Source organism: Microcella frigidaquae, from assembly GCF_014200395.1.
Taxonomy (GTDB): domain Bacteria; phylum Actinomycetota; class Actinomycetes; order Actinomycetales; family Microbacteriaceae; genus Microcella; species Microcella frigidaquae.
This window is the reverse complement of the sequence record NZ_JACHBS010000001.1, coordinates 681,953-706,206: the sequence shown is the minus strand read 5'-3', so window position 1 is coordinate 706,206 and position 24,254 is coordinate 681,953. Positions and strand designations below refer to the sequence as shown.

The window sequence follows — 24,254 nt, the reverse complement described above, 5'->3', positions numbered from 1 at the left end:
GCAGGCGACCCACGATGGCGCCGCGCACGCCGGGCTAGCGCACGCGGATCCCGCCGCGCTGCCAGAGCGTGACAGCGGCCACCCGGGGGTTCGCGTTCTCACTGGTATCCAGGCCGAGTGCGAGGAAGAGCCGGTGCAGCATCGTCTCGACCGCGCGCACCGTCGTGCCGCGCGCCTCGGCGAGCGCGCGGGTCGAGGCACCCTCGGCGAGCATCCGCAGCACCTCGGCCTGCGCCGCGGTCACCACCGGCACGTCGTCGTCGCTCTCACTCTCCGTGGCTTCCGGCTCCTGACCGCTGATCGCGCGTCCGACCGCATCGACCAGGTCGTCGATCCGTCCGAGCTGCGCCTTGACCAGGTAGACCGCGCCGGCGGGGATCTTCTCCGGATTGGCGACGGCGAGCTCGGGGGAGCGGTGGGAGGTGAGCACGACCAGGCCCACCCAGGGGAACTCGTCGGCGACCGCGCGCAACAGCTCGGCGCCGGTCTCGGTCGTGCCGAAGTTCAGATCGCTGATGATCGCGTGCGGGTCGACCTCGCGCACGGCCTCCAGCGCCTGCGCGACGGAGGTGGCAGCGGTCACCGCGAAGCCGCGGCTCTCCAGCCCGCTGCTCACCAATGACAGGGTGAACGCGTCATCGTCGGCGATGACGACGCGCAACTGACGACCGTCGGGTGCGGTCACCGGTCCTCCTCCGTCTGCGTCTCCGTGCGGGTTCGGTGCTCCCGAAGAGTATCGCTGACCGAGGTGATGAGGGTGTGCGTCGTGTACGGCTTTGCCAGGAATCGGGCGATGCCCATGCCGACCCCGCCCGGGTCGGAACCCGACTCTCCTCCCGAGCTCAACCCGCTCGAGGCGATGATCGGCAGGTCGGGATGGTGCTCCTCGAGGTAGGCGGTTGTCGCGGCACCGTCCATGACCGGCATCATCATGTCGGTGATCACGAGAGCGACAGGGGTCGAGCCGTTCTCGATCTCGGCGATTGCCTCCTGCCCGTTTCCGGCCACGAGAACCCGGTAGCCGTAGGCCTCGAGGGTGCGTCGCGCGACCGAGCGGATCGACTCCTCGTCGTCCACGACCAGGATCACCTCGCCCTCCCCGCGCGGCAGTTCGCTGGCGTGCTGCTCTGCGGCCTGCGCTGCGCCTTCGGGCTGGCTGGTGTCGATCGGCAGCCCGACGATGAAGCGCGTGCCGCGCCCCTCCTCGCTGTACACCTGCATGAAGCCGCCGTGGCCCCGGACGATCGAGAGCGACGTTGAGAGCCCCAGGCCGGTGCCGCGGCCGTGCGGCTTGGTCGTGAAGAAGGGTTCGAAGACCTTCTCCGCGACCGCGGGCGGCATGCCATGCCCGTTGTCCTCGACCGCGATCTGCAGGTAGGAGCCGGGGGCCGCCGCATGGCTGACCGAGGAGTACTCGTCCAGGATCGTCAGCGTGTTCGCCGTGATGGAGATGTGACCGTCATCGCCGACCGCGTCGCGGGCATTGGTGATCAGGTTCACGAGCACCTGCAGCAGCTGGGTCGGGTCGCCCACGGTGGTGCCCAGTTCGGTGTCCCGCTGCACGGTCACCGTGATGCCGCGCGGCACGAGGTCGCGGGTGAGCGAGACCAGGTCATCCAGCAGCACATTCGGATCGATCGAGACCCGTCGGCCGTCCACGCCGCGGGCGAAGGTCAGCACCTGACGGATCATCTCCGCCCCGCGCTTGGCCGCGGCCTCCATCGTGCGGAGCATCTCACGGCGCTCCTGGTCCGCCTCGTCCTGTGCGAGCAGCTGCACCGACATCAGGATCGGGGTGAGCACGTTGTTGAGGTCGTGGGCGATGCCGCCGGCGAGCGTCCCGAGGCTCTCGAGCCGCTGGGCCCGCTGCCGATTCTCCTGCTCGCGTCGATACTCGGTGATATCCGTGTTCACGGCGAACACCCCGGTCGTCTCGCCCTCGTCGTCGACCAGCAGCTGCCATCGGACGTCCACGATGATCGTCCGTCCGTCACGGGTCCGCTGTGAAACCTCGCCGGAGAAGTACCCGGTGCGCATCAACTCGTCGATCGCTGCCGCCCGCTCCGACGGCTCCATGCCGATGAGGTCGTAGGCGCTGCGACCCACCGCCTCCTCCTGCGACCAGCCGTACAGCTCGACCGCGCCGCGGTTCCAGAACAGCACGGTGCCGTCTACCTCGCGCACCAGCATCGCATCGCGGGCGTTGTCGATGAGGGCGGCCTGGTACTCCATGCGCTGACGAGCAGTCGCCTCCGCCGTGACGTCGAGGATGGCGCCCCGCGCGCCGATGATCACGCCGTCGGTGCGCCGCTCCGGCTCGCCGACCGTCCTGACCACCAGACGCTCGCCGGTCGTAGTGAACATGACGCTCTCGAGCTCGAACGGCGTGCCGTCGGTCATGCATCGCTCGAGATGCTCCGTGATGCGCGGCCGCTCCTCCTCCGGATGCAGCGCCCAGGCCGCCTCGCTCAGGTTCGGCTCGTCATTCGCGATGCCCAGCAGGTGGCGGGCACCCTCCGACAGGTCGATGGCCCTCGTGGCGGCGTCGACCGACCAGCCGCCGAAGCGGGCGATACGGCCGGCGAGCCGGAGCAGGTCGGCCCCACGGCGGGCCTGGACCTCCTGCGCCTCGACCTCGGTCAGATCGACGGCGATGCCCACGACGCCGACCACGTCGTCGCCGCTGAGGCGCAGCGGAAAGAGGGTCACTTCGGCAATGAACTCCTCGCCGTTCAACCGGGTTCCGGAGTTGCGGTACCGGGACCACGTGCCGTCGAGCGCGACGGCCACGGCCTCGCGGATCCGCTCGGCATCGGTCGATCGCGCCGAGCGGTCGTAGGGCTGGCCGAGGAGCTGGTCCTCCGTCACCCGGAGGAACTGGCAGAGGGTCTCGTTGACCATCAGGAAGCGGTTCTCGGTGTCGATCACGAAGACCGAGTCGGGGCTCGACCGGAAAGCTGCCCGGAGGGCGTTCACCGTCGCGGCGAGGGCACCCTCGCGCTCCCCGACGGCGCCGCTCATTGCGGGTCCGTCACCGGATCGACGAGGCGCTGCACGCGATCGAGCAGGTCGTCGAGCTCGATCGGCTTCCGCGCGAAGTCGGCGAGCGGCCCCTCGAGGTTGCGCGGTGCGTTGCTCTCACCGCTGAGAACGAGCACGGCGATCGCGGGGTGCTGGGCGCGCAGCGCCCTGAGCGTCTCGGGGAGCGTGCCCCCGGGCATGTTGATGTCGAGCACCACGACGCGGGGTGAGTGCTCCGCGGCGGCCGCGATCGCCGTGGGGGCATCCGCCGCTTCGACGACGTCGTACCCGGCCCGGCTGAGTGCCATGCGCAGCACACCCCTCACCAGGGCGTCATCGTCGGCGATGAGCACGGTGGCGAGCGACCCCTCGGGTGCGGTCATGCCTGCAGTGTACGGGTCGCGCCGTGCTGCTCGACAGGAACAACGGGTCAGCGACGGCCCCCGTTAGGGGGCGGTGACGGATGCGGCGCCCGTGATCTTCGCGAGGTCGCGCGAGACGGCGCGCAGGTGCTCGAGCACCGAGTCGGCGAGATCGCGGCCCTGCTCGGGGGTCGCGTCACTTGCGGCGTGGAAGTTCAACGCCATGATGCAGGCGGCGATGCGCCCCTGCACCGGGCCGTGCATGAGGTCGGAGAGCCTTTCGCGCTCGCGCTGCATCAGCGCAGCGTTGCGCTCGTACAGGGCGTGGAGCTCGCCCTGCAGGGCGGTGAGCCGCCGTTCGGCATCGAGGTTGGCATCGGCGAGCAGCAGCGCTGCCGTCGCCGTCGCCGTCGCGATCGTGAGGCCGAGCGCGAGCAGGGGCAGCAGCACGAGGCCGTGCCAGGTGATGGGGTCGATGCCGCTGTTCAGCATGAGCACGGTGGCGACGAAGACGCCGAGCAGGGCGGCGAGGCCGGTGATGCGCTGGCCGCTCTTCTGCAGCACCTCGGGGTTCACCACGCCCACGGCGGCGGGCACCGCGCCGATGACGATCGCGGCGGCGGCGGTCGAGATGGCCACCTCGAGAGCGGCGAGGCTCCCGAAGATGATCCACGCGTCGAACACGATCAGCGCGATCGTCCCGGATCCCACGAGGAGGGCGGCCACCCAGGGCCGCCGCGGAGGCACGTCGAGGGCACGGCGCAACGAAGCGACGGCGCGGGGTGGATGGCTCGGCGCCTCGCGAGCCGACTCGAGCAGGTCGGCGGCCTCGTCGTGCAGCTTCGACACCCGCAGGCTCAGCTCGGCGACCGCCCCGCGATCGAAGCGGGTGCGGCTGGCGTCGAGGCTGCCCTGCAGATCGTGGAGCGCCGGCGCGAGCGACTCGGCGATCGCGATGCGCAGCTGCCGCTGCACCTCGGCACTCGAGGCGTCGGCGCGCGGCCGGGCGCGATCGAGCTCGAACTCGGTGATATCGATGGCGCCGAGGATCAACCGACGCCGTTCGAACTGCGCGATCGCGTAGACGACAGGCGGCACCCACACCAGGCTAACGAGCACCCAGATCGCCGAGCGGATCAGGATCTGGCCGTCAACACCGGCCACCTGCTCCGCGAGCACCCCGGCGACGACGCCGCGCAGCACCGCCCCCAGCGTCCAGATCGCGAGCACGGTCGGCAGGGGCACGATGTCGTGTCGCGCACGGGCGATGCGTGCGCCGAGGAGGATCACCGCGCCGGTCACGAGGTGCTGCGCCCCGGCCGAGACCAGCGGCCACCACCACTCGGGGTAGGGCGTCGCGGACTCCCGCAGGATCACCAGCAGTGTGGTCGGCGGCAGGAAGGCGACGAGCACGAGCCAGTGGGCGGCCCAGGGCCCGCCCAGCGCCTCGCGAATCGTCATCTCGCCCCTGCCTTCTCCGAGCGGGAATGAATGCAGCGGCTCGGGATGCCCACAGTGTGCCTTAACGAGAGCGGTCGTTCCTGGTCCCACCCGAAGAGACCAGGAACGACCGCGAATCGTGAGGAACTCGGAATCGACCCGAACGATTCCGATCCTCCGGTTCCTGCGGGCCCCCGGTGATCCCCCGACCACCACCCGCTGATGTTCCGAACTGGAATCATGCTCCGCCCGCCGCTGCAGTGCAATGCATGCCCTCTTGGCCGTGTTCGCAATGCGAACGGGCCCCGGCTCCCGGTCGCGCCGCGGTTGTGGCCCTAGAATCGAGGCGGCCGACGACCGGCGGCCGGGAGAGGTGGACGACGTGCGGAAGCGGAGCGGAGCATCCGTCGGCGGGATGATCGCCCTGGCCGCCGCCCTGGTGCTCGGCCTCGTCGCCGGATGCGCACCCGCGGCCCCGCTGCCGACGCCCACGATCACGCCCTCGGTGACGGCGACGCCGACCCCCACCGCGACCCCGGACCCGGAACTCGTCGAGGGCGGCACCGCCGGCCAGAACCGTCCGTACTTCGTCTTCGTGCTCACACGACTCGTCGAGGAGAATCCGAGCCCCTCGAGCAAGCGCCTGCTGCGCACGCTCGTCGAGGCGGGCTTCGATCGCGAGGCGATCGAGATCACGCAGGACCGCACTCGGATCGACGCGCCCGCCGACTCGATCCTCATCGGGGTTCTCATCGACGGGCAGTGCCTGCTGGGTCAGGTCATCGACGGCGAGGTCGTGACCGAGCTGGCCGAGGTGCTCGGCACCGGCCGGTGCCTGGTGGGTCGCACAGCCTCTCTAGACTGAGAGCCATGGCCGAGTTCATTTACACCATGGTGCGCGCCCGCAAGTCGGTCGGCGACAAGCTCATCCTCGATGACGTCACGATGTCGTTCTTCCCCGGCGCGAAGATCGGCATGGTCGGCCCCAATGGTGCGGGCAAGTCGACGATCCTGAAGATCATGGCGGGGCTCGACACCCCGTCGAACGGCGAGGCGCGCCTCAGCGACGGCTACACCGTGGGCATTCTCATGCAGGAGCCCGAGCTCGACGAGTCGAAGACGGTGCTCGAGAACGTGCAGGACGGCGTGCGCGAGCTGCACGGCAAGATCACCCGCTTCAACGAGATCTCGCTCGCGATGGCCGACCCCGACGCCGACTTCGACGCGCTGCTGGCCGAGATGGGCGCCCTGCAGGAGGATATCGACGCGGCGAACGGGTGGGATCTCGACAGCCAGCTGGAGCAGGCGATGGATGCCCTGCGCTGCCCGCCCGGCGACGCCCAGATCACCCACCTCAGCGGTGGTGAGAAGCGCCGTGTCGCGCTCTGCAAGCTCCTGCTCGAGAAGCCCGACCTGCTGCTGCTCGACGAGCCCACCAACCACCTCGACGCCGAGAGCGTGCTCTGGCTCGAGCAGCACCTGCAGAAGTACCCCGGCGCCGTGATCGCGATCACCCACGACCGGTACTTCCTCGACCACGTCGCGCAGTGGATCGCCGAGGTCGACCGCGGCCGCCTGTATCCCTATGAGGGCAACTACTCGACCTACCTCGAGAAGAAGGCCGAGCGCCTCGAGGTGCAGGGCAAGAAGGACGCCAAGCTCGCCAAGCGACTCGCGGACGAGCTCGACTGGGTGCGCTCGAACGCCAAGGGCCGCCAGGCCAAGTCGAAGGCCCGTCTGGCCCGCTACGAGGAGATGGCGGCCGAGGCGGAGAAGACGCGGAAGCTCGATTTCGAGGAGATCCAGATTCCCGCCGGTCCGCGCCTGGGCTCGATCGTGATCGAGGCGAAGAACCTGCAGAAGGGCTTCGGCGACCGGACCCTCATCGACGGCCTCAGCTTCAGCCTGCCGCCGAACGGAATCGTCGGTGTGATCGGCCCGAACGGTGTCGGCAAGACGACCCTGTTCAAGACCATCGTGGGGCTCGAGCCGCTCGACGGCGGCGACCTCAAGATCGGCGAGACGGTCAAGATCAGCTACGTCGACCAGAGCCGGTCCAACATCGACCCGAACAAGACGCTGTGGGAGGTCGTCAGCGACGGCCTCGACATCATCACGGTCGGCAAGACCGAGATCCCCTCGCGCGCCTACGTGTCGAAGTTCGGCTTCAAGGGCCCCGACCAGCAGAAGAAGGCCGGCGTGCTCTCCGGCGGTGAGCGCAACCGCCTCAACCTGGCGCTCACCCTCAAGGAGGGCGGCAACCTCCTGCTGCTCGACGAGCCGACGAACGACCTCGACGTCGAGACGCTGCAGTCGCTCGAGAACGCGCTGCTGGAGTTCCCGGGTTGCGCGGTGGTCATCACGCACGACCGGTGGTTCCTCGACCGCATCGCGACGCACATCCTCGCCTACGAGGGCACCGAGGAGGACCCGGCGAACTGGTACTGGTTCGAGGGCAACTTCGAGGCCTACGAGGCGAACAAGATCGAGCGTCTGGGCGCCGAGGCCGCGCGGCCGCACCGCGTGACCTACCGCAAGCTGACGCGCGACTGACCGCGGGGGAGCATCCGTGTGTCGGCTGACGACGAGGTGCCGCGCGTGACGCAGCGGCACGGCGCGAGGGCGCGATGACCCGCCTGCACGTCGCGATCCCCGTGCGCTGGAGCGACCTGGATGCTCACGGGCACGTCAACAACGCCCGCATGTTCACCCTGCTCGAGGAGGCGCGCATCGCCGCCTTCTGGGGCGGCGGGCCCGCGTCGCCGCCGACGGCGGTGCTCGAGACGGGCGCGGGCGCGGAGATGCTCACCCTGATCGCCGCGCAGCAGATCGAGTACCGCGCGCCGATTCCGTACCACCGCGAGCCGCTCGACGTCGAGCTGTGGATGGGCCGCCTCGGCGGCGCGAGCCTGCAGGTCTGCTACGAAGTGTTCGGCCCCGTCGGCCAGGAGCCGCGCACCCTGTACGTGCGGGCCGCGACGACGATCGTGCTCGTCGACCGCGATTCGGGCGCGCCTCGGCGGCTGCCCGACGAGGCCCGCGCGGCCTGGGAACCGTTCGTGGGGGAGCCGCTGGCGTTCCGCGGCTGAGATGTCGACCGCGCGCGTCGCCCGCGCGCGGCGCCGGCACGGCGCTCGATCAGGTGGCGGGCGCCAGCACCCAGAGCACCTCGCTGACCGTGTCGGTCGAGGCGTTGCGCCAGGTGTGCGGGTCGCGCCCGCGGAAAGTCATCGAGTCGCCGGCGTCGAGCGTGTGGTCGTCGTCGGCGAGCGTGACCGTGAGGCTGCCGCGCAGCACGAAGACGAACTCGACGTCGCAGTCGAGGCTGTAGAGGTCGTCACCGGCGGAGCCCCCGGGCTGGATGATCGAGTGGATCACTTCGACGTCGGTCTGCGTGCCGGGGGTGAGCAGGAACTCCTCGGCGCCCTCCCCTCCGAAGTTGATGGGGGCGCCCTGGCCGGCGCGCACGATCTGCGAGGGCGGCGGCTCGAACAGCTCGCCGACCTTCAGCCCGACCGCCTCGCAGATGGCGACGAGCGAGGCGACCGACGGCGACACCTGGTCGCGCTCCAGCTTGCTGACGAAGCCCTGGCTGATGCCGGCGGCCTGGCCGACCGCCTCGAGCGTGAGCCCGCGCGCGAGCCGGGCGGCGCGCAGCCGGGCACCGATCTTGACGTCGCTGGTCATGTCTCCATCCTTCCGCACCGATTCGACGAGCGCCGATTCGACGAGCGCCGATTCGACGAGCGCCGACGGATGCTCTCCGCGGCACTCGTCGTCGCGCAGGTCAATCGACCTCGAGGGCGACGGCCCGTACGGGTGCGCCGTCGGCGCCGACGAAGGCGAGGGGCAGCACGGAGATCAGAGGCTCGGCGCTGCGGATCGCGGCGAGGTTGGTCATGTTCTCGATGATCACGCCGGCGACCTCGGCGATGAGGTGGTGACAGGGGAACCCCTCGCCCGGGTGCGTCTCGTCGGGCGTCTCGTCGAGGTTGATCGCGTCGATGCCGATCGTGCGCACCCCGTGCTCGAGCAGCAGGGCGCACGCCTCGCGGTCGAGGTACGGGTGGGCGAAGTAGCGCTCGGTGCCGTAGTGCGCGCTCCAGCCGGTGTGCAGCAGCACGATGACGCCGGGCTCGAGGCGGGGCAGCACGGGCGCGAGGTGGGCGGGAGTGATGCGTCCGCGCTCACCGGCCTCGCGAGCATCCACGATCACACCGCGCCCGACGAAGCGCTCGAGCGGCAGCTCGTCGATGCGCGGGGTCGCATCGTCGAAGTGGTACGGGGCGTCGACGTGGGTTCCGCTCTGCGAGCCCATGGCGACGGAGAGCAGGTTGAAGCCATCGGCGTCAACCGTGCTGTGCGGTGTGAAGCGCACCTCGGGGTCGCCGGGGTAGACCTGGGTCTCGGCGGTGAGGGGCACGGAGAGGTCGACGACGCGATCTATCTTCATGGTCAAGAAGCTTTGCACGACAGGAAAGATGCGTCTATAGTCAGCCGCACTGCACACCCTCGCAGGCCACCCCCTGCCTTCCCCAGTAGACGACCCTCATGACCGACAACAGAGTCGTTGTCCCTTCGTACGACGACATCGCCCTGAACCCGCGCCCCAAGGCCACGGAGGTGGAGCAGCGCGGCATCGACACGGTGCCCGACTCCGACCGCACGTCGACCTGGGTCGACCTGATGCGCATCCAGTTCGGCGGCGCGAACACCTTCGCCACCGTGCTGCTCGGCACCTTCCCCATCCTGTTCGGCCTGTCGTTCTGGGAGGCCGTCGGCGCGGTGGTGCTCGGCCTCGCGGCCGGCATCCTCGTGCTCATGCCGATGGGTCTCTTCGGCCCGAAGACCGGCACCAACAACGCCGTCTCCTCCGGCGCCTTCTTCGGCGTCCGCGGCCGCGTCGTCGGCTCGTTCCTCTCGCTGCTGACCGCGGTCGCGTTCTTCTCGATTTCGGTCTGGGTCGGCGGCGACGCCCTCGTCGGCGCGCTCAACCGTCTCGCCGGCGTGCCCGACTCCATCGGCCTCCGCACGGTCATCTACGGCCTCATCGGCCTGATCGTGATCATCGTGGTCGTGTACGGCTACCAGTTCATGCTGCTGATCAACAAGACGGCCGTCATCGCGAACTCGGTGCTCTTCCTCCTGGCGATCGTCGCCTTCTCGGGCACGTTCGACCCGTCGTATGCGGGCACCGGCGAGTACCTCCTCGGAGGTTTCCTGCCCACCTTCGTGCTCTCCGCCCTCATCGTGATGTCGAACCCGGTCTCGTTCGGCGCCTTCCTCGGCGACTGGTCGCGGTACATCCCGGCGAAGACCCCGGCGCGCAAGCTCTTCGCCGCGACCGCACTCGGCCAGGGCCTCACGATCATCCCGTTCCTCTTCGGTGTCGCCACGGCGACGCTCGTGGCGGGGGAGGCCGACTACGTGTTCGCGCTCATCCAGACCTCGCCGCTCTGGTACGCGGTGCTGCTCATGGTGGTGGCCTTCATCGGCGGTCTCTCGACCGGCTCGACCTCGCTCTACGGCACGGGCCTCGACTTCTCGTCGGTCTTCCCGAGCTTCAGCCGGGTGCGCGCCACGATCTTCATCGGGGTCATCGCCTTCCTGTTCATCCTGCTCGGTCGCATCTTCTTCGACCTGCTCGGAGCGGTGAACGCGTTCGTCGGCGCGATCATCGTCACGACGACCCCGTGGATGGTCATCATGGCGATCGGGTACTTCGTGCGGCGGGGCGCGTTCTCGCGCGATGACCTCCAGGTCTTCAACCGCGGCGAGACCGGCGGTCGCTACTGGTTCACCGCCGGTGTCAACTGGCGCGGCATGGTCGCCTGGATCGCCTCGGCGGTGCTCGGCCTCATGTTCGCCTACTACCCGCCGGTCATCGAGGGTCCGTTCAACGCCGTCGCCGGCGGTGTCGACCTGAGCCTCATCGTGGCGATCGGTTCGGCGGCCATCCTCTACATCGGTGCCCTGCTGATCTTCCCCGAGCCGACCTACGTCTACCCGGCTGAGGGCCCGCGCCTGGTGCGCGAGCGCGCCGGTGAGCCGCAGGCGATCGTCACCGACCACGGTTCGGCGGCCGCCAAGGCCGCCGCCCGCCGGGCGGGCTGAGCTGACGGTCGACCCGGCGACTCCGGGTCGGCCGCACCGACTCGGCCGGCATCGCGTGCCCCTGCGGCGCGGTGCCGGCCGAACCCCTTCCACCCCCGATCGGAGAGACTGAGCAGATGGACGAGCAGACCCCGCGCCTGCACGTGAACGGCAACCTGGGCCAGGTCGACGCGACCGTCGTGCCCCGGTACGGCGGCGCCCCGACCTTCGCCCGTCTGCCACGGTGGGACGAGGTCGACGCGGCCGACGTGGTGATCCTCGGTGTGCCGTTCGACACCGGCGTCAGCTACCGCCCCGGCGCGCGGTTCGGGCCCTCGCACATCCGCGAGTCGTCGCGCCTGCTGCGCCCCTACAACCCCGCGCAGGATGTCTCGCCGTTCGCCGTGCAGCAGGTCGTCGACGGCGGCGACGTCGCGGCGAACCCGTTCTCGATCGAGGAGGCGCTGGCGAGCATCCAGCAGAGCGCGACGCGCGTGCTCGAGACCGGGGCCTCGCTGCTGACCCTCGGCGGCGACCACACCATCGCACTGCCGCTGCTGCGGGCGATGCACGCGACGCACGGCCCGATCGCGGTCGTGCACTTCGACGCGCACCTGGACACCTGGGATACCTACTTCGGGGCGGACTACACGCACGGCACGCCCTTCCGCCGAGCCTCGGAGGAGGGCCTGCTCGCCGCCGACTCGTGCCTGCACATCGGCATCCGGGGCCCGCTGTACACGACCGAGGACCTCGACCAGGACGGCGACCTCGGCTTCCAGATCGTGCATTCGACCGAGATGGATGCTCTCGGCGCGCCCGGCGTCATCGAGCGCATGCGGGCTCGGGTCGGCGACCGTCCCGTCTACGTGTCGATCGACATCGACGTGCTCGACCCCGCCTTTGCGCCGGGCACCGGCACGCCGGAGGCCGGTGGCTTCACCAGCCGCGAGCTGCTGGCCGTGCTGCGCGGCTTCGCGGGCGTGAACCTGGTCGGTGCCGATATCGTCGAGGTCGCCCCGGCCTACGACCATGCCCAGATCACCGGCATCGCCGCTGCACACGCGGCCTACGAGCTGCTCTCGGTGCTGGCCCAGGCGAGGAGTGCACGATGACCGGAACGAACCAGCCCGATGCGGCCGTGACCGAGGCCGTGCTGGCCGCCGCCGACGCGATCGTCGACGACTTCGGCGAGCACCGCACAGCGGCCTACTTCGCCGGCTTCGCCGAGGACGCGACCTTCGTCTTCCACACCGCCGACCGCCGCCTCGAGAGCCGCGCCGACTACGAGGCCCTGTGGGCCCAGTGGGAGCGCGAGGACGGATTCCGGGTGCACGGCTGCACCTCGAGCGACCGCCGCGTGCAGCTGCTCGGCGACGTCGCGATCTTCACGCACTCGGTGCACTCGCGCGTCGAGCTGGGCGGCGAGGTGTCGGAGGTTGACGAGCGGGAGACGATCGTCTTCGCGCACCGCGACGGCCGCTGGGTGGCCGTGCACGAGCACCTCTCGTCGGCGGCCGACGCCGCCTAGGGCGTGTTGATCAAGAAGGTGCGGGGTGGCCAGCCGCCGCGAGTTGCGCGGGAGAATGGGCGTGTGAAGATCCAGGTGCTGCATATCGAGGATTGCCCGAATTGGCAGGAGGCGGGCGATCGAGTACGGCTGGTGCTCGACTCGATCGGACGGGGCGATGTTCCGGTGGAGTTCGTGTTGATCCGCACCGAGGCTGAGGCGGTGAGCTCTGGTTTCGCGGGCTCGCCCACGATTCTTCTGGACGGTCAGGACTTGTTCCCGTCCCAGGGGAACACTGCCGACTTGGCGTGCAGGGTCTATCTGACCGAGCGCGGCTTTGCGGGTGCGCCGACGGTGGGACAGCTTGAGCGCACGCTGCAGGAGCGCGAAGCGCTCAGCGGAGATCGGTCTTGATCCAGATCAGCGCCGCGGCGAGGCTGACGGCGGCTCGGTAGTTGCGGGCGAGTTTGTCCGAGCGCATCGCGATGCCGCGCCACTGCTTGAGACGGTTGAAGCAGCGTTCTACGACGTTGCGTCCCTTGTAGCGTTCCTTCTGCTTGTCGCCGAAAGCGATCGGCCGGCCCGGCTTCTTGCGGCGGTGCGCGATCTGGTCGTCCCGCTCGGTGATGGTCGCCGCGATCCTCCGGTCGCGGAGCCAGGCGCGGTTCGCCCTTGAGGGGTACCCCTTGTCGGCGAGCACCCGGTCGGGGCGGGTGCGGGGGCGGCCCTTCCCGTCGCGGGGAACGCGGATGTTCTCCAGCACCGCGCTCATCATCGTGGTGTCGTTGATGTTCCCGGCGGTGATCATCATGCTCAGCGGCCGGCCGCGGCCGTCGCAGACCAGGTGCAGTTTGGTCGTCAGCCCGCCGCGGGAGCGTCCGATCCCGTGATCAGGCGGCTCGGACCACGGATTCTTGTGATTCGGCACAGCCCCCTGTGTCCCGGGCGAGGGTCGCGCCGTGCTGATGCACGCGCGCGATCGTGGAGTCGATCGAGACGACCCAGTCGATTTCCCCAGCGGCGTCGGCCTGCTTCTGCACCTCGGTGAGCAGCTTCTGCCAGGTGCCGTCCCCGGCCCACCGGTTGAACCGCTTGTAGATCGAGTTCCACTTCCCGAACCGTTCCGGAACGTCACGCCACGGCGCACCGGTCCGGTACTTCCACGCCATCCCCTCGATAGCGAGCCGGTGATCCGTCCACGGCCGCGACCGACCGGTCACCGTCGGCATCAACGGCTCCATCACGGCCCACACCTCGTCAGAGATCTCCTGTCGCGTCACCGTTCAAGACTCACCCACCGAGGAGCGGAACCTCTTGATCAACACGCCCTAGCCGGCGGGCTCCGGCGATCGCGCTCAGGCGACCGGTTGCGAGTACCGCACGCCGGTGACGCGCGCCTCGAGCGGGTACTCGGCGGGGTCGCGCGGGTTCCCGTCGGGCAGCTCGTACAGGTTGAGCATGAGCTGCAGCGGGTAGGCGGGTGACTGGCCGGTCTCGGCGATGAGCTCGTCGTCGAGGAAGAAGCGCGCGGCCCCGGGCATCCACTCGACCGCGTAGGTGCGCTCCCGCCGCAGGTCGACCGCCGTCTCGACCTGCACGAAGTCGTCGCGCAGCCCGGGGTCGCCGAAGGGGTGCACGCCCACGCCGACCCGGCCTGCTCCATCGGCGCGGATGTCGCGGCCGAACAGCTCGACGACGCACAGCTCGCCCGACTGCTCGGGCGTGCTCTCGAAGCCGATCAGCCACAGGGCGGTGAGTGCGCGCGGGTGCAGGCACGGCACGAGGCTGATCTCGATGAGGCCGTAGTGGGGCAGCCACAGCCGTTGCTCCGGCTGCGGGGTGCGCACGACGAGACCCTCGCGAAACGGATGCTGGCCCGAGCCCGACCCCGCCGGCCCCGACCGCACGCCCGTCTGCAGGTTCGACACCCGCAGCTCGCCGTCGTACTCGGGGCTCCACGCTGGCTGGTCGTGGTCGATGCGCAGGGTGAGGCCGCGCGTGCCGTCAGTCCCCAGCGTGTAGCGCGCCGCCGAGCGGTCGGGGGTGCTCCACTGCGGCAGGTAGTGCGGCAGCCAGCGCGCGGTATCGAGCTCGGGGCCGTCGAAGCGCTCGTCGACGGCGAGCCGATAGCCCGAGCGATCGAGCCGTGAGGGAGGCAGGGTGTCGCCGACTCGCACGCCGACCTCAGCGGTTGTCGGTCTCGGGCAGGCGGATCATGCCCTCCTGCGCGACGCTCGCCACGAGGATGCCGTCGCGGGTGAAGATGCGCCCCTGTGCGAGGCCGCGGCCGCCCTGGGCGCTCGGCGACTCCTGAACGTAGAGCAGCCAGTCGTCGACGCGGGCGAAGCGGTGCCACCACATGGCGTGGTCGAGGCTCGCCATCTTGAGCCCCGGGGCGGCCCAGGTGATGCCGTGCCGCCGCATGATCGGCTCGAGGATCGTGTAGTCGCTCGCGTAGGCGAGCGCCGCCCGGTGCAGGTTGGGGTCGTCGGGCAGCGGGCTCGTGGTGCGGAACCACACGGCCTGGTGGGCGACGGCCTCGGGGCCCTGCCGGAAGTAGACGGGAGCATCCACGTGCCGCAGGTCGAACGGGCGCTGGGTCGCCCAGTACTGCGCGACCGGGTGGTCGATGCTGCCCAGGATCTCGGCCGCGCTCGGCAGCGACTCCGGGTCGGGGATGCCCGCGGGCATCTCGGCGTGGTGCTCGAGCCCGGGGTCGACGTCTTGGAAGCTCGCGATCATCGAGAGGATCGGCTGGCCGTTCTGGTACGCCTGCGTGCGCCGGGTCGAGAACGATCGACCGTCGTGGATGCGGTCGACCGAGAAGGTGATCGGCTGCTCGTCGTCGCCGGGCCGCAGGAAGTACCCGTGCATCGAGTGAATGAAGCGGTCGGCGTCGACGGTGCGCATCGCCGCAAGCACGGCCTGCGCCGCGACCTGACCGCCGAACACGCGGCGCTGCGGGGTCCAGAGGCTGGGGGCCGTGAAGATGTCCTCGCGGGTGCGCGCGCCGGTGCTGGTGAGCGTCAGGGCGGTGAGCATGTCCTGCACGGGATCAGGGGTCTTGGTCACCCGCGTAGTCTATGAGCGATGTCCGCCGCCTTCGTCCTGACCACCCGAGCCGCGGCGCACGATCTCTCGGTACTGCTGGGTCGCGCGCAGCGGCTCGATGAGGCCGGAGCCGTGCGCCTCATCGCCGACAGCGGCGTGCTCGCGGTCTACGTCGCCGTCGTCACCCCGAAGGGTCTGCTCGACCGCGGCCCGACCGTGCTGGGCCTGCGCACGCTCGCCCTCGCCGAGGGCGCGTTCGACGAGGTCGTGCCGATCCGCTCGCTGCTGGCGCGGGTGGATGCGGCGCTCGCCGCCGCCCCCGACTCCGAGCCGACCGCACCGGTGCCGGTGGGTCTCCCCGCCGGGGTGAGCACGATCGTCTGGGCGGGCATCACCCCGCCGCGCGGCGGCTGGCAGCGGCTCGCGCCGCTCGAGCCCGCCCCGTTCGCGGCCGCGGCCCGGGTCGGCATCGAGGAGATCGCGACGGCGATCCCCACCGGCACCGGCGAGCAGATCGTGCACCGCGTTCGTAGCGAGGTGTGGGGTCGTCCGCTGCCCGAGGCCGAGCACCTGCCCGCGGGCGCGGCGTTCGCGTTCGAGACCCTCGGGTTTCTCGGGGAAGACCCGGTGCAGCAGTTCGCGGCCGGCTCGTGGATCCGCCTCAGCACCGCGCGTGGGCACGTGCTCGTGAAGCACAGCGGCTGGTCGCTGCAGCGCTAGCCGCGCGCGATCGCGCGGCCCGCGCGCAGCCCGGTGTGCAGGCACCCGCCGAGGAAGGTGCCCTCGAGCGAGCGGTAGCCGTGCACGCCGCCGCCGCCGAAGCCGGCGGCCTCGCCGACGGCGTACAGCCCGGGGAGCACCGTGCCGGAGGCGTCGAGCGCCCGGCAGTCGAGGTCGGTCTGGATGCCGCCGAGGCTCTTGCGCGTGAGCACGTGCAGCCGTACCGCGATCAGCGGCCCGTGCTTGGGGTCGGTGAGCCGGTGCGGCGGCGCGACGCGGATGAGCTTGTCACCCCGGTACTTCCGTGCGCCGCGGATGGCGGTGAGCTGGGCATCTTTGCCGAAGTCGTTGTCGAGCATCCGGTCGCGCGCGGCGATCTCGTCGCGCACACGGGCGACGTCGAGCGGAGCCTCCGGTTCGAGCGCCGCCATGCGGGTCACGAGCTCGTCGACCGATGACGCGACGATGAAGTCGACGCCCTTCTCCTTGAACGCCTCGACCGGCTCGGTGGCGCCCTTTCCGAGCCGCTGGCGGAGCAGCTCGCGCACGCTGCGGCCGGTGAGGTCGGGGTTCTGCTCGCTGCCGCTGAGCGCGAACTCCTTCTCGATGATCGACTGCGTCGTCACGAACCAGCTGTGGTCGTAGCCGGTCGTGCGCAGGTGGGCGAGGGTGCCGAGCGTGTCGAAGCCGGGAAAGAGCGGGGTGGGCAGGCGGCGTCCGGTCGCGTCGAGCCACAGGCTCGAGGGGCCGGGCAGGATGCGGATGCCGTGCTTCGCCCACACCGGCGCGTGATTCTGCACACCCTCGACGTAGTGCCACATGCGGTCGCCGTTCACCAGGCGTGCCCCGGCCGCCTCGGCGATGCCGAGCCCGCGGCCGTCGACGTGCGCGGGCACCCCGCTGATCATGTGCTGCGGGGCGGTGCCGAGCCGCTCGGGCCAGGCCGCCCGTACGAGGTCGTGGTTGCCGCCGATGCCTCCCGTCGCGATGACGACCGCGCTCGCCTCGAGGGCGAACTCGCCGACGACGTCGCGGTTCGAGGGGGCGCCGCGCTCGGCGCTGTCGGGGGCGAGCACGCTGCCGCGCACGCCGACCACGCGCCCGTCGGTGCCGGTCAGCGTGTCGACCCGGTGACGGAAGAGCAGGGTGACGAGGCCGGCATCCACCCCTCGCCGCACCGTGGCGATGAAGGGCTCGAGAATCGCCGGGCCCGTTCCCCACACGATGTGGAAGCGCGGCACCGAGTTGCCGTGCCGCGTGGCCGTGTCACCGCCGCGCTCGGCCCAGCCGACGACCGGGAACAGGCCGATGCCCTTCTGCTTCAGCCAGGCGCGCTTCTCGCCCGCGGCCCACGCGAGGTACGCATCCGCCCACGCCCGCGCCTGGTCGTCCTCCGGCCGGTCGAATCCGGCCGTACCGGCCCAGTCCTGCCGGGCCAGTTCGAGAGAATCGCGGATGCCCATCCGCCGCTGCTCGGGGCTGTCGACCAGGAACAGCCCGCCGAACGACCACCACGCCTGACCGCCGAACGTGGCCTCCGGCTCCTGGTCGACGATCGTGATGCGCTTGCCCGCATCCACCAGCTCGGCGGCCGCCACGAGACCGGCAAGACCGGCCCCGACGATGATGGCGTCGCACTCCGTTGTGCTCACGCGGGATCCCCTAACTGAACGGAACGGCCGAGAGCGCGTCGATGACCTGCTGCACGAGCACGATCGCGAACACCATGGCGACGACGAAGCCGCCGACGAGCACGGCGATGGTCGCCCACATCACCGACAGCCCGGTGCCGGTGCGGCGGTAGGCGACGACAGCGCGACCGATCGTGTACACGGCGAAGCTGATGACGAGGGTGAGGAAGATCCACGCCCAGTGGAACGGCTGGGGCACGCCGCGACGATTCAGCTCGCGCCAGTCGAGGTAGGCGAACGCGATCATCGCGGCGGTGCCGATCCAGCCGAGGGCCACGACGGCGAGGTAGGCGGGGTCGGTGAAGAGCGCGGTGGTGCTCGTTCCGGTCGGGTCGACGATCGCGGCCTCCACGAAGCCCGCCCAGTCGAGGAAGAAGACCGGCAGGGTCTGCACGATCGGCACGAGCAGGATCAGCCAGATCCACGGCGTGCTCGGGTCGGTGCCGGGCGGGGCCTTCAGGTCGGCCGCCGGTTGCTGCGGGCGGTAGGGCTCGGGCTGCGAGTAGGGCGCGGCGTCAGACGGAGTGTCGGTCACGGGGTCTCCTCGAAGGTGTTGACCATGGCGTGGGCGGCTCGCTCCAGGTAATCCCAGAGCGCGGCCTCGTGCAAGGGGGGCAGCTGCAGCTCGTCGACGGCGACGCGCATGTGCCCGAGCCAGCGGTCGCGGGCATCGGGGTTGACGTGGAACGGGGTGTGGCGCATCCGCAACCGCGGGTGCCCGCGCTGCTCGCTGTACGTTCCCGGCCCGCCCCAGTACTGCTCGAGGAAGGCGGTGAGACGCCAGATCGCGCCCTCCATGTCGTCCTCCGGGTACATCGGCTTGAGCACCGGGTCGGCGGCGATGCCCTCGTAGAAGCGGCGCACGAGACGGTCGAAGGTGGCGTGCCCGCCGACCTGCTCGAAGAAGCTCGTAGCTTCGCTCACAGGTCGCTGTCCTCCGGCGGCGTGACCGGGCGGCGGCTCGACCGCGCAGCCTCGCGGGCGTCGATGCCGTCCATGACGATGCGGTTGAGCGAGGGCACCGCCACCCCCATCTCGTCGAGCGCGAGCTTGAGCCGCAGGCGCAGGGCGCGCGCCATGTCGAACTGGTCGCCCGAGCGCACCTTCATCACGAGACGGATGACGAGGGCTTCGGCCGAGATCGACTCGATGCCCCAGATCTCCGGCGGTTCGAGCACCTTGCGCTTGTACTCGGGCTCGGCGGCCATCGCGGTGGCCGTGTCGAGCAGCACGCGCTGCACCTCGTCGACGTCGGAGGTGTACGGCGCCGGCAGGTCGATGATGACGCGCGCCCAGCCCTGCGACTTGTTGCCGACGTTGATGATCTCGCCGTTGCGCACGTACCAGAGCACGCCGCCGACGTCGCGCACCTGCGTGACGCGCACGCCGACGATCTCGACCACGCCGCTCACCGGCCCCTGGGTCGACTGCAGCTCGACGATGTCGCCGACACCGAGCTGGTCTTCGAAGACCATGAAGAGCCCGTTGAGCATGTCTTTCACGACGTTCTGGGCGCCGAAACCGAGGGCGGCACCGAGGATGCCCGCCGAGGCGATGAGCGCCGTCACCGAGAAGTTCAGCTCACCGAGCACCAGCACGATCGCGACCGCGACGATCGCCCAGGTGGTGAGGTTGTTGAGCACGGTGCCCATCGTGCGGGTGCGCTGCACGACGCGCACGGCGTGCAGCGGCGACGCACTGAGCTCGACGGTGTGCTCGACGTTCTGGGCCTTCTTGACGCCGGAGACCACGCGGTCGACGACGCGCCGGATCACCACGCCGAGCACCCAGCGCAGCACAGCCGCGCCGACGATCACGCCGACGATCCGGAACGCCGCCTCGTAGGTGGCGAGGAAGCTGCCGACGCCGGCCCAGAAGCCCGCCCAGTCGAACCCGTCCACGAGCGGCTACACCCGGTCGCGGGCCTGGGCAGCGAGGGCGCGCTCGACGCCGGCGAGGTTCTCGGACACGAGGCGCCGCAGCGCGGGAGCCGCGTCGGTGTGGGCGTCGAGCCACGCGCGCGTCGCATCCACGAGGCCCTGCGAGGCCAGCGGCGCCGGGTACAGGCCCAGCACGATGTACTCGGCGATCGCGTGCGTGCGGCTCGACCAGATCTCGGTCAGCGCGTCGAAGTACGGCTGCACGAGCCCCTCGAGCGAGGCCGGGTCGTTGACGTGCGTGTAGCCCATCGTCGTCATGCGCACGACGACGTTCGGTAGCTCGTCGCGCGCGACCAGCGAGTCGAAGGCGACGCGCTTGTCGTCGGCACCGGGCAGCGAGGCCGCGGCACGGGCGGCCGCCTGCTGGCCGTTCGAGGTGTGGTCGCGCTCGAGCGCGGCATCGATGTCGGCGCGGGATGCGGCGCCGTTGAGCGCAAGGCCCTCCAGCAGCTCCCACTCGAGGTCGGTGTCGATCTCGACGCCGGGCAGGGTGATCGAGCCGTCGCGCAGCCCGCGCAGCACCTCGACGTGCGCCGGCGTGCTGGCGACGTTGGCGAAGAACTTCACGAATTGGAACTGGCTGTCGCTGCCGGCCTCGGCCTGCTGCGCGAGTGTCCACAGCGCGTCGCCGATCTCGGCGATCACGCCGGGGCGCGCGGCCGGGTCGACGTACATGCGGGCGACGGTGAGCAGCTGCGTGAGCGTGGTGCGCACCGTCGTCGACTCGGTCTCGTGCGCGATGTTGCCGAGCACGAGGCGCACGTAGTCGCGCGGGGCGGTCTCGGCGTCGCGCGTCGAATCCCACGCCGAGCCCCACACGAGCGAGCGCGCGAGCGGGTCGCTGATGGTGGCGAGGTGCTCGATGGCCACGGCGAGCGAGGCGTCGTCGAGGCGGATCTTCGCGTAGGCGAGGTCGTCGTCGTTGAGCAGAATGAGGTCGGGGCGGCTGCGACCCACGAGCTCGGGCACGTCGGTGCGCTCGCCGTCGACGTCGAGCTCGAGGCGGTGGGTGCGCGTGAGCGCACCATCCACCCGGTCGTAGAAGCCGATGGCCATTCGGTGCGGGCGGATCGTCGGGTAGTCGGGGTGCGCGCTCTGCAGCACCGCGAAGCCGGTGATGATGCCGGCGTCGTCGACGGTGACTTCGGGGCGCAGCGTGTTGACGCCGGCGGTCTCGAGCCATTTCTTCGACCAGGATGCGAGCTCGCGCCCGCTCGTGGCCTCCAGCTCGGTCAGCAGGTCGGTGAGCTCGGTGTTGCCCCAGGCGTGCTTCTGGAAGTACTGGCCCACCCCGGCGAAGAAGGCCTCTTCGCCCACCCAGGCGACGAGCTGCTTGAGCACGCTGCCGCCCTTGGCGTAGGTGATGCCGTCGAAGTTGACCTGCACGTCTTCGAGGTCGTTGATGGTCGCGACGACGGGGTGGGTCGAGGGCAGCTGGTCTTGCCGGTAGGCCCAGCTCTTCTCCATGGCCTGGAAGGTCGTCCACGCTTCGTGCCACTCGGTAGCTTCGGCGGTGGCGATGGTCGACGCCCACTCGGCGAACGACTCGTTGAGCCACAGGTCGTTCCACCACGTCATGGTGACGAGGTCGCCGAACCACATGTGGGCAAGCTCGTGCAAGATCGTGACGACGCGGCGCTCCTTGACCGCGTCGGTGACCTTGCTGCGGAAGACGTAGACCTCGGTGAAGGTGACGGCTCCGGCGTTCTCCATGGCGCCCGCGTTGAACTCGGGCACGAACAGCTGGTCGTACTTCTCGAACGGATACGGGAACCCGAACTTGCCCTCGAAGTAGGCGAAGCCCTTGCGGGTGATGTCGAAGATGTAGTCGGCGTCGAGGTGCTCGAACAGGCTCGCGCGCGCGTAGATGCCGAGGGGAATGGTGCGGCCGTCGGCGCTCGTCAGCTCGCTGTGCACGCTCTGGTAGGGGCCGGCGATGATCGCGGTGATGTAGCTCGAGATGCGCTTCGTGGTCTGGAAGACCGTGGTTGCGGCGTCGCCGCTTTCGGCGCGCGACTCGACGGGCGCGTTCGACACGACGACCCAGCGGGCCGGGGCGGTGACGGTGAAGCGGAACGTCGCCTTCAGGTCGGGCTGTTCGAAGACCGCGAACACGCGACGGCTGTCGGGCACCTCGAACTGCGAGTAGAGGTAGACCTCGCCATCGACGGGGTCGACGAAGCGGTGCAGGCCCTCGCCCGAGTTCGTGTACTCGTGGTCGGCCACGACCGTGAGCACGTTCTGCTCGGCGAGCCCGTCGAGCTGGATGCGCGTGCCGTCGGCCACGGCCGCCGCGTCGAGCTCGACGCCGTTGAGGGTGACGCTGTGCACCGTGCGCGTGATCGCGTCGATGAAGGTGCTCGCCCCGGCCGTGGCGGAGAAGGTGACGGTCGACGTCGACCGAAACACCTCGTCACCGGTCGTCAGGTCGAGGGCGACGTCGTAGCTCTCGGTCGAGACGAGGGCCGAGCGCTCCTGCGCTTCAATACGGGTCAGGTTCTCAGCGGGCACAGCGGCAGCCTCCTTGGGGCGCGGTACGAGGGATGCGGGGCTCGTGACCCCGCCCCTTCAGCGTAGTGCGGGGCTGCGGTGGAGCGGCTGCGCGTGCGGGTGTCCCAATTGCCTTGGCAGTCACGGAGCGTCCATGCTCAGGCCTGTTGACGACTTGCCCAACAAGTCCCCTGTGTGGGACGAGGGACTCAATGCTTGACGAGCAGTTTCTGGTGGCGTCCCCTGGGTTGGTGTAGTTTCCCGGCTCGGGTGTCACGTCGTGGACGCGGTGAGCCATCGTGCGATGGTCAGTGAGAACTGTCTAGGAATCTCACGGAAGGACACAAACGCACGATGGCTCTTGACCAGTCTGCCCTCCTCGAGCTACTCGGGGAACTGAAACTCACCGATGTGAACGACCGGATCCGGGTCGCGACCGAGACGCTCTACCAGGAGCTGATCGACGCGGAAGCAGCTGCGTTCATCGGCGCTGCCCCGTTCGAACGCTCCCCGGACCGTACGACGCAGCGCAACGGGACCCGGCTGCGGACCCTCACCACCACCGCGGGGGAGCTGGAGTTGCGGATCCCGAAGCTGCGGCAGGGATCGTTTTTCCCGTCGCTGCTGGAACGCCGCCGCCGGGTCGATCAGGCCCTGTTCGCGGTCGTGATGGAGGCGTACGTCCACGGCGTCTCCACCCGCAAGGTCGACGACCTGGTGAAGGCGCTCGGTGCCGACACCGGGATCAGCAAGTCGGAGGTGTCGCGGATCTGCAGCAACCTCGACGAGGACGTCGCGGCGTTCCGCGATCGGCCGCTCGCGGACAGCACGTACCCGTACGTGTTCCTCGACGCGACCTACTGCAAAGCCCGCGTCGGCCGGCGGGTCGTCTCCCAAGCCGTCGTCGTCGCGGTCGGTGTCGCCGCCGACGGGCGCAGGGAAGTCCTCGGCTTCGAGGTCGGGGACACCGAATCGCAACCGTTCTGGACCGCGTTCCTTCGCTCGCTGAAGGCCCGCGGGCTGGGCGGAGTGAAGCTGGTGATCTCCGACGCGCACACCGGGCTGATCGCGGCGATCGACACCGTCTTCCAAGGCTCGTCATGGCAGCGGTGTCGGGTCCACTTCATGCGCAACGTGCTTGCCAACGTCCCCAAGACCGCTGGGCCGATGGTCGCGTCGATCATCCGCACGATCTTCGCCCAGCCAGACACCGAGCACGTGTTCACCCAATTCCACGAAGTCGTCCGCATGCTCTCGAGGTCGCACCCGAAGATCGCCGGCATGCTCGAGGACGCGCAGAACGACATCCTCGCGTTCTGTCAGTTTCCCGCCACACACTGGCGGCAGATCTGGTCCACGAACCCGCTCGAGCGGGTCAACAAGGAGATCAAACGCCGCACCGACGTCGTCGGCACATTCCCCAACCCCGCCGCGTTGCTGCGCCTGGCCGGACACGTCCTGATCGAGCAACACGACGAATGGGACGGCGCTGACCGCCGCTACTTCAGCGAGCACTCCATGAAGCTCCTGAACGTCACCGAAGAGGAGGTCGCGATCCCGGAACTCGCTGCGGCATAATCACAACAGCTGACCCGCACGGTGTTGAGAAACTCCACCACTCAGCGGGACGTCACCCAGTTTCTCGACTCCAGATGAACCACTCACCGCTCGAATGCGGCGACCTTCCAGGAGGAGCAGCGGCACCTATGGCGTCTGCTGTACTCGCGATGCGCATCGCGCGGCACGTTCCATGCGGCCTCTCGAGGGACAACTCCCGCGCAACGGCCAACGAGTTGTCCTCGAACTTGTCGAATACCTTGGGGCGTGAGACGAGTAGCTCTGGGTCGAGCAACTTCGGGTCGCGACACTCGAGTGGGATCGGCGACAAGACAGCCCTTGCGGCCGGAGCGCTCGACACGTACACCCGAAGCCGGCT

General features: G+C 69.8%; 23 protein-coding genes. 9 read left to right on the top strand and 14 right to left on the bottom strand.

What is annotated here, in order from left to right; all coding sequences use genetic code 11:
• Window positions 1–34: 34 nt before the first annotated feature.
• The 4 genes from BJ959_RS03410 to BJ959_RS03395 all read right to left on the bottom strand — a co-directional run bounded on the left by BJ959_RS03410 (window position 35) and on the right by BJ959_RS03395 (window position 4,844).
• A complete protein-coding gene (locus BJ959_RS03410; RefSeq protein WP_153982583.1) occupies window positions 35–685 on the bottom strand; it encodes a response regulator in 651 nt (216 codons plus the stop codon).
• Complete coding sequence (locus tag BJ959_RS03405; RefSeq protein ID WP_153982584.1) at window positions 682–3,021, bottom strand: hybrid sensor histidine kinase/response regulator; 2,340 nt, start codon at window positions 3,019–3,021, stop codon at window positions 682–684. The genes BJ959_RS03410 and BJ959_RS03405 overlap by 4 nt, the downstream gene beginning before the upstream one ends.
• On the bottom strand, window positions 3,018–3,404 hold the full coding sequence (locus tag BJ959_RS03400; RefSeq protein WP_153982585.1) for a response regulator: 387 nt from the start codon (window positions 3,402–3,404) through the stop codon (window positions 3,018–3,020). The genes BJ959_RS03405 and BJ959_RS03400 overlap by 4 nt, the downstream gene beginning before the upstream one ends.
• A gap of 63 nt (window positions 3,405–3,467) precedes the next feature.
• Window positions 3,468–4,844: a hypothetical protein gene (locus BJ959_RS03395; RefSeq protein WP_153982586.1), complete on the bottom strand. Its 1,377-nt coding sequence runs from the start codon at window positions 4,842–4,844 to the stop codon at window positions 3,468–3,470.
• 361 nt (window positions 4,845–5,205) lie between these two features.
• On the opposite strand from BJ959_RS03395, the gene BJ959_RS03390 reads away from it, so the two are divergent.
• The 3 genes from BJ959_RS03390 (at window position 5,206) to BJ959_RS03380 (ending at window position 7,912) form a co-directional block, all read left to right on the top strand.
• Window positions 5,206–5,688: a DUF6993 domain-containing protein gene (locus tag BJ959_RS03390; protein ID WP_153982587.1), complete on the top strand. Its 483-nt coding sequence runs from the start codon at window positions 5,206–5,208 to the stop codon at window positions 5,686–5,688.
• Between the two features lie 5 nt (window positions 5,689–5,693).
• Complete coding sequence (gene ettA, locus BJ959_RS03385) at window positions 5,694–7,376, top strand: energy-dependent translational throttle protein EttA (RefSeq protein ID WP_153982588.1); 1,683 nt, start codon at window positions 5,694–5,696, stop codon at window positions 7,374–7,376.
• Window positions 7,377–7,450: 74 nt separating this feature from the next.
• The gene (locus BJ959_RS03380) at window positions 7,451–7,912 is read left to right on the top strand and encodes an acyl-CoA thioesterase (RefSeq protein ID WP_153982589.1); all 462 of its coding nucleotides are present in this window, start codon (window positions 7,451–7,453) and stop codon (window positions 7,910–7,912) included.
• Window positions 7,913–7,961: 49 nt separating this feature from the next.
• On the opposite strand, the gene BJ959_RS03375 is transcribed toward BJ959_RS03380, so the two are convergent.
• Together BJ959_RS03375 and BJ959_RS03370 are read right to left on the bottom strand one after the other, a co-directional pair.
• Window positions 7,962–8,510 (bottom strand): helix-turn-helix domain-containing protein, encoded by a 549-nt coding sequence (locus BJ959_RS03375; RefSeq protein ID WP_153982590.1) that lies wholly within the window; start codon window positions 8,508–8,510, stop codon window positions 7,962–7,964.
• A 100-nt stretch (window positions 8,511–8,610) separates the two neighbouring features.
• Window positions 8,611–9,276 carry a cyclase family protein gene (locus BJ959_RS03370; RefSeq protein WP_153982591.1) on the bottom strand — a complete coding sequence of 222 codons (666 nt, stop codon included), beginning with the start codon at window positions 9,274–9,276 and terminating at the stop codon, window positions 8,611–8,613.
• Between the two features lie 98 nt (window positions 9,277–9,374).
• Here BJ959_RS03370 and BJ959_RS03365 point away from each other — a divergent pair, with 98 nt between their 5' ends.
• The 4 genes from BJ959_RS03365 to BJ959_RS03350 all read left to right on the top strand — a co-directional run bounded on the left by BJ959_RS03365 (window position 9,375) and on the right by BJ959_RS03350 (window position 12,840).
• Complete coding sequence (locus tag BJ959_RS03365; RefSeq protein ID WP_153982592.1) at window positions 9,375–10,937, top strand: purine-cytosine permease family protein; 1,563 nt, start codon at window positions 9,375–9,377, stop codon at window positions 10,935–10,937.
• Window positions 10,938–11,053: 116 nt separating this feature from the next.
• Window positions 11,054–12,031: an agmatinase gene (speB, locus tag BJ959_RS03360; RefSeq protein WP_183321864.1), complete on the top strand. Its 978-nt coding sequence runs from the start codon at window positions 11,054–11,056 to the stop codon at window positions 12,029–12,031.
• A complete protein-coding gene (locus tag BJ959_RS03355) occupies window positions 12,028–12,447 on the top strand; it encodes a nuclear transport factor 2 family protein (RefSeq protein ID WP_153982593.1) in 420 nt (139 codons plus the stop codon). Before speB ends, BJ959_RS03355 begins: the two co-directional genes overlap by 4 nt.
• Window positions 12,448–12,510: 63 nt before the next feature.
• A complete protein-coding gene (locus tag BJ959_RS03350) occupies window positions 12,511–12,840 on the top strand; it encodes a hypothetical protein (RefSeq protein ID WP_026095586.1) in 330 nt (109 codons plus the stop codon).
• Here BJ959_RS03350 and BJ959_RS03345 read toward each other — a convergent pair.
• The 3 genes from BJ959_RS03345 to BJ959_RS03335 form a co-directional block, all read right to left on the bottom strand.
• Window positions 12,821–13,667, bottom strand: a protein-coding gene (locus BJ959_RS03345) for an IS5 family transposase (protein ID WP_243738983.1) whose coding sequence is annotated in 2 segments (ribosomal slippage) — window positions 12,821–13,360 and window positions 13,362–13,667 — 846 coding nt in all. Because the reading frame shifts where the segments join, the coding sequence is not laid out codon by codon here. The genes BJ959_RS03350 and BJ959_RS03345 overlap by 20 nt on opposite strands.
• A gap of 114 nt (window positions 13,668–13,781) precedes the next feature.
• The gene (locus BJ959_RS03340) at window positions 13,782–14,603 is read right to left on the bottom strand and encodes a glycoside hydrolase family 16 protein (RefSeq protein WP_153982594.1); all 822 of its coding nucleotides are present in this window, start codon (window positions 14,601–14,603) and stop codon (window positions 13,782–13,784) included.
• 7 nt (window positions 14,604–14,610) lie between these two features.
• Window positions 14,611–15,468, bottom strand: a complete 858-nt coding sequence (locus BJ959_RS03335; protein ID WP_153982605.1) for an acyl-CoA thioesterase — start codon at window positions 15,466–15,468, stop codon at window positions 14,611–14,613.
• A gap of 48 nt (window positions 15,469–15,516) precedes the next feature.
• On the opposite strand from BJ959_RS03335, the gene BJ959_RS03330 reads away from it, so the two are divergent.
• Entirely contained in the window at window positions 15,517–16,197 is a 681-nt protein-coding gene (locus BJ959_RS03330) for a DUF8185 domain-containing protein (protein ID WP_153982595.1), read from the top strand.
• Here the strand turns inward: BJ959_RS03330 and BJ959_RS03325 are convergent.
• Genes BJ959_RS03325 through pepN form a run of 5 tightly spaced genes read right to left on the bottom strand, consistent with a single transcriptional unit; the run spans window position 16,194 to window position 22,339 of the window.
• A complete protein-coding gene (locus tag BJ959_RS03325) occupies window positions 16,194–17,849 on the bottom strand; it encodes an FAD-binding dehydrogenase (protein ID WP_153982596.1) in 1,656 nt (551 codons plus the stop codon). The genes BJ959_RS03330 and BJ959_RS03325 overlap by 4 nt on opposite strands.
• A 10-nt stretch (window positions 17,850–17,859) precedes the next feature.
• Complete coding sequence (locus BJ959_RS03320; RefSeq protein WP_153982597.1) at window positions 17,860–18,423, bottom strand: hypothetical protein; 564 nt, start codon at window positions 18,421–18,423, stop codon at window positions 17,860–17,862.
• Entirely contained in the window at window positions 18,420–18,812 is a 393-nt protein-coding gene (locus tag BJ959_RS03315; RefSeq protein WP_153982598.1) for a globin domain-containing protein, read from the bottom strand. Before BJ959_RS03315 ends, BJ959_RS03320 begins: the two co-directional genes overlap by 4 nt.
• Window positions 18,809–19,789 carry a mechanosensitive ion channel domain-containing protein gene (locus BJ959_RS03310; RefSeq protein ID WP_153982599.1) on the bottom strand — a complete coding sequence of 327 codons (981 nt, stop codon included), beginning with the start codon at window positions 19,787–19,789 and terminating at the stop codon, window positions 18,809–18,811. The genes BJ959_RS03315 and BJ959_RS03310 overlap by 4 nt, the downstream gene beginning before the upstream one ends.
• A 6-nt stretch (window positions 19,790–19,795) precedes the next feature.
• Complete coding sequence (gene pepN / locus BJ959_RS03305; RefSeq protein ID WP_153982600.1) at window positions 19,796–22,339, bottom strand: aminopeptidase N; 2,544 nt, start codon at window positions 22,337–22,339, stop codon at window positions 19,796–19,798.
• A gap of 333 nt (window positions 22,340–22,672) precedes the next feature.
• On the opposite strand from pepN, the gene BJ959_RS03300 reads away from it, so the two are divergent.
• Window positions 22,673–23,896: an IS256 family transposase gene (locus BJ959_RS03300; RefSeq protein WP_166194845.1), complete on the top strand. Its 1,224-nt coding sequence runs from the start codon at window positions 22,673–22,675 to the stop codon at window positions 23,894–23,896.
• The last annotated feature ends 358 nt before the right edge of the window (window positions 23,897–24,254 follow it).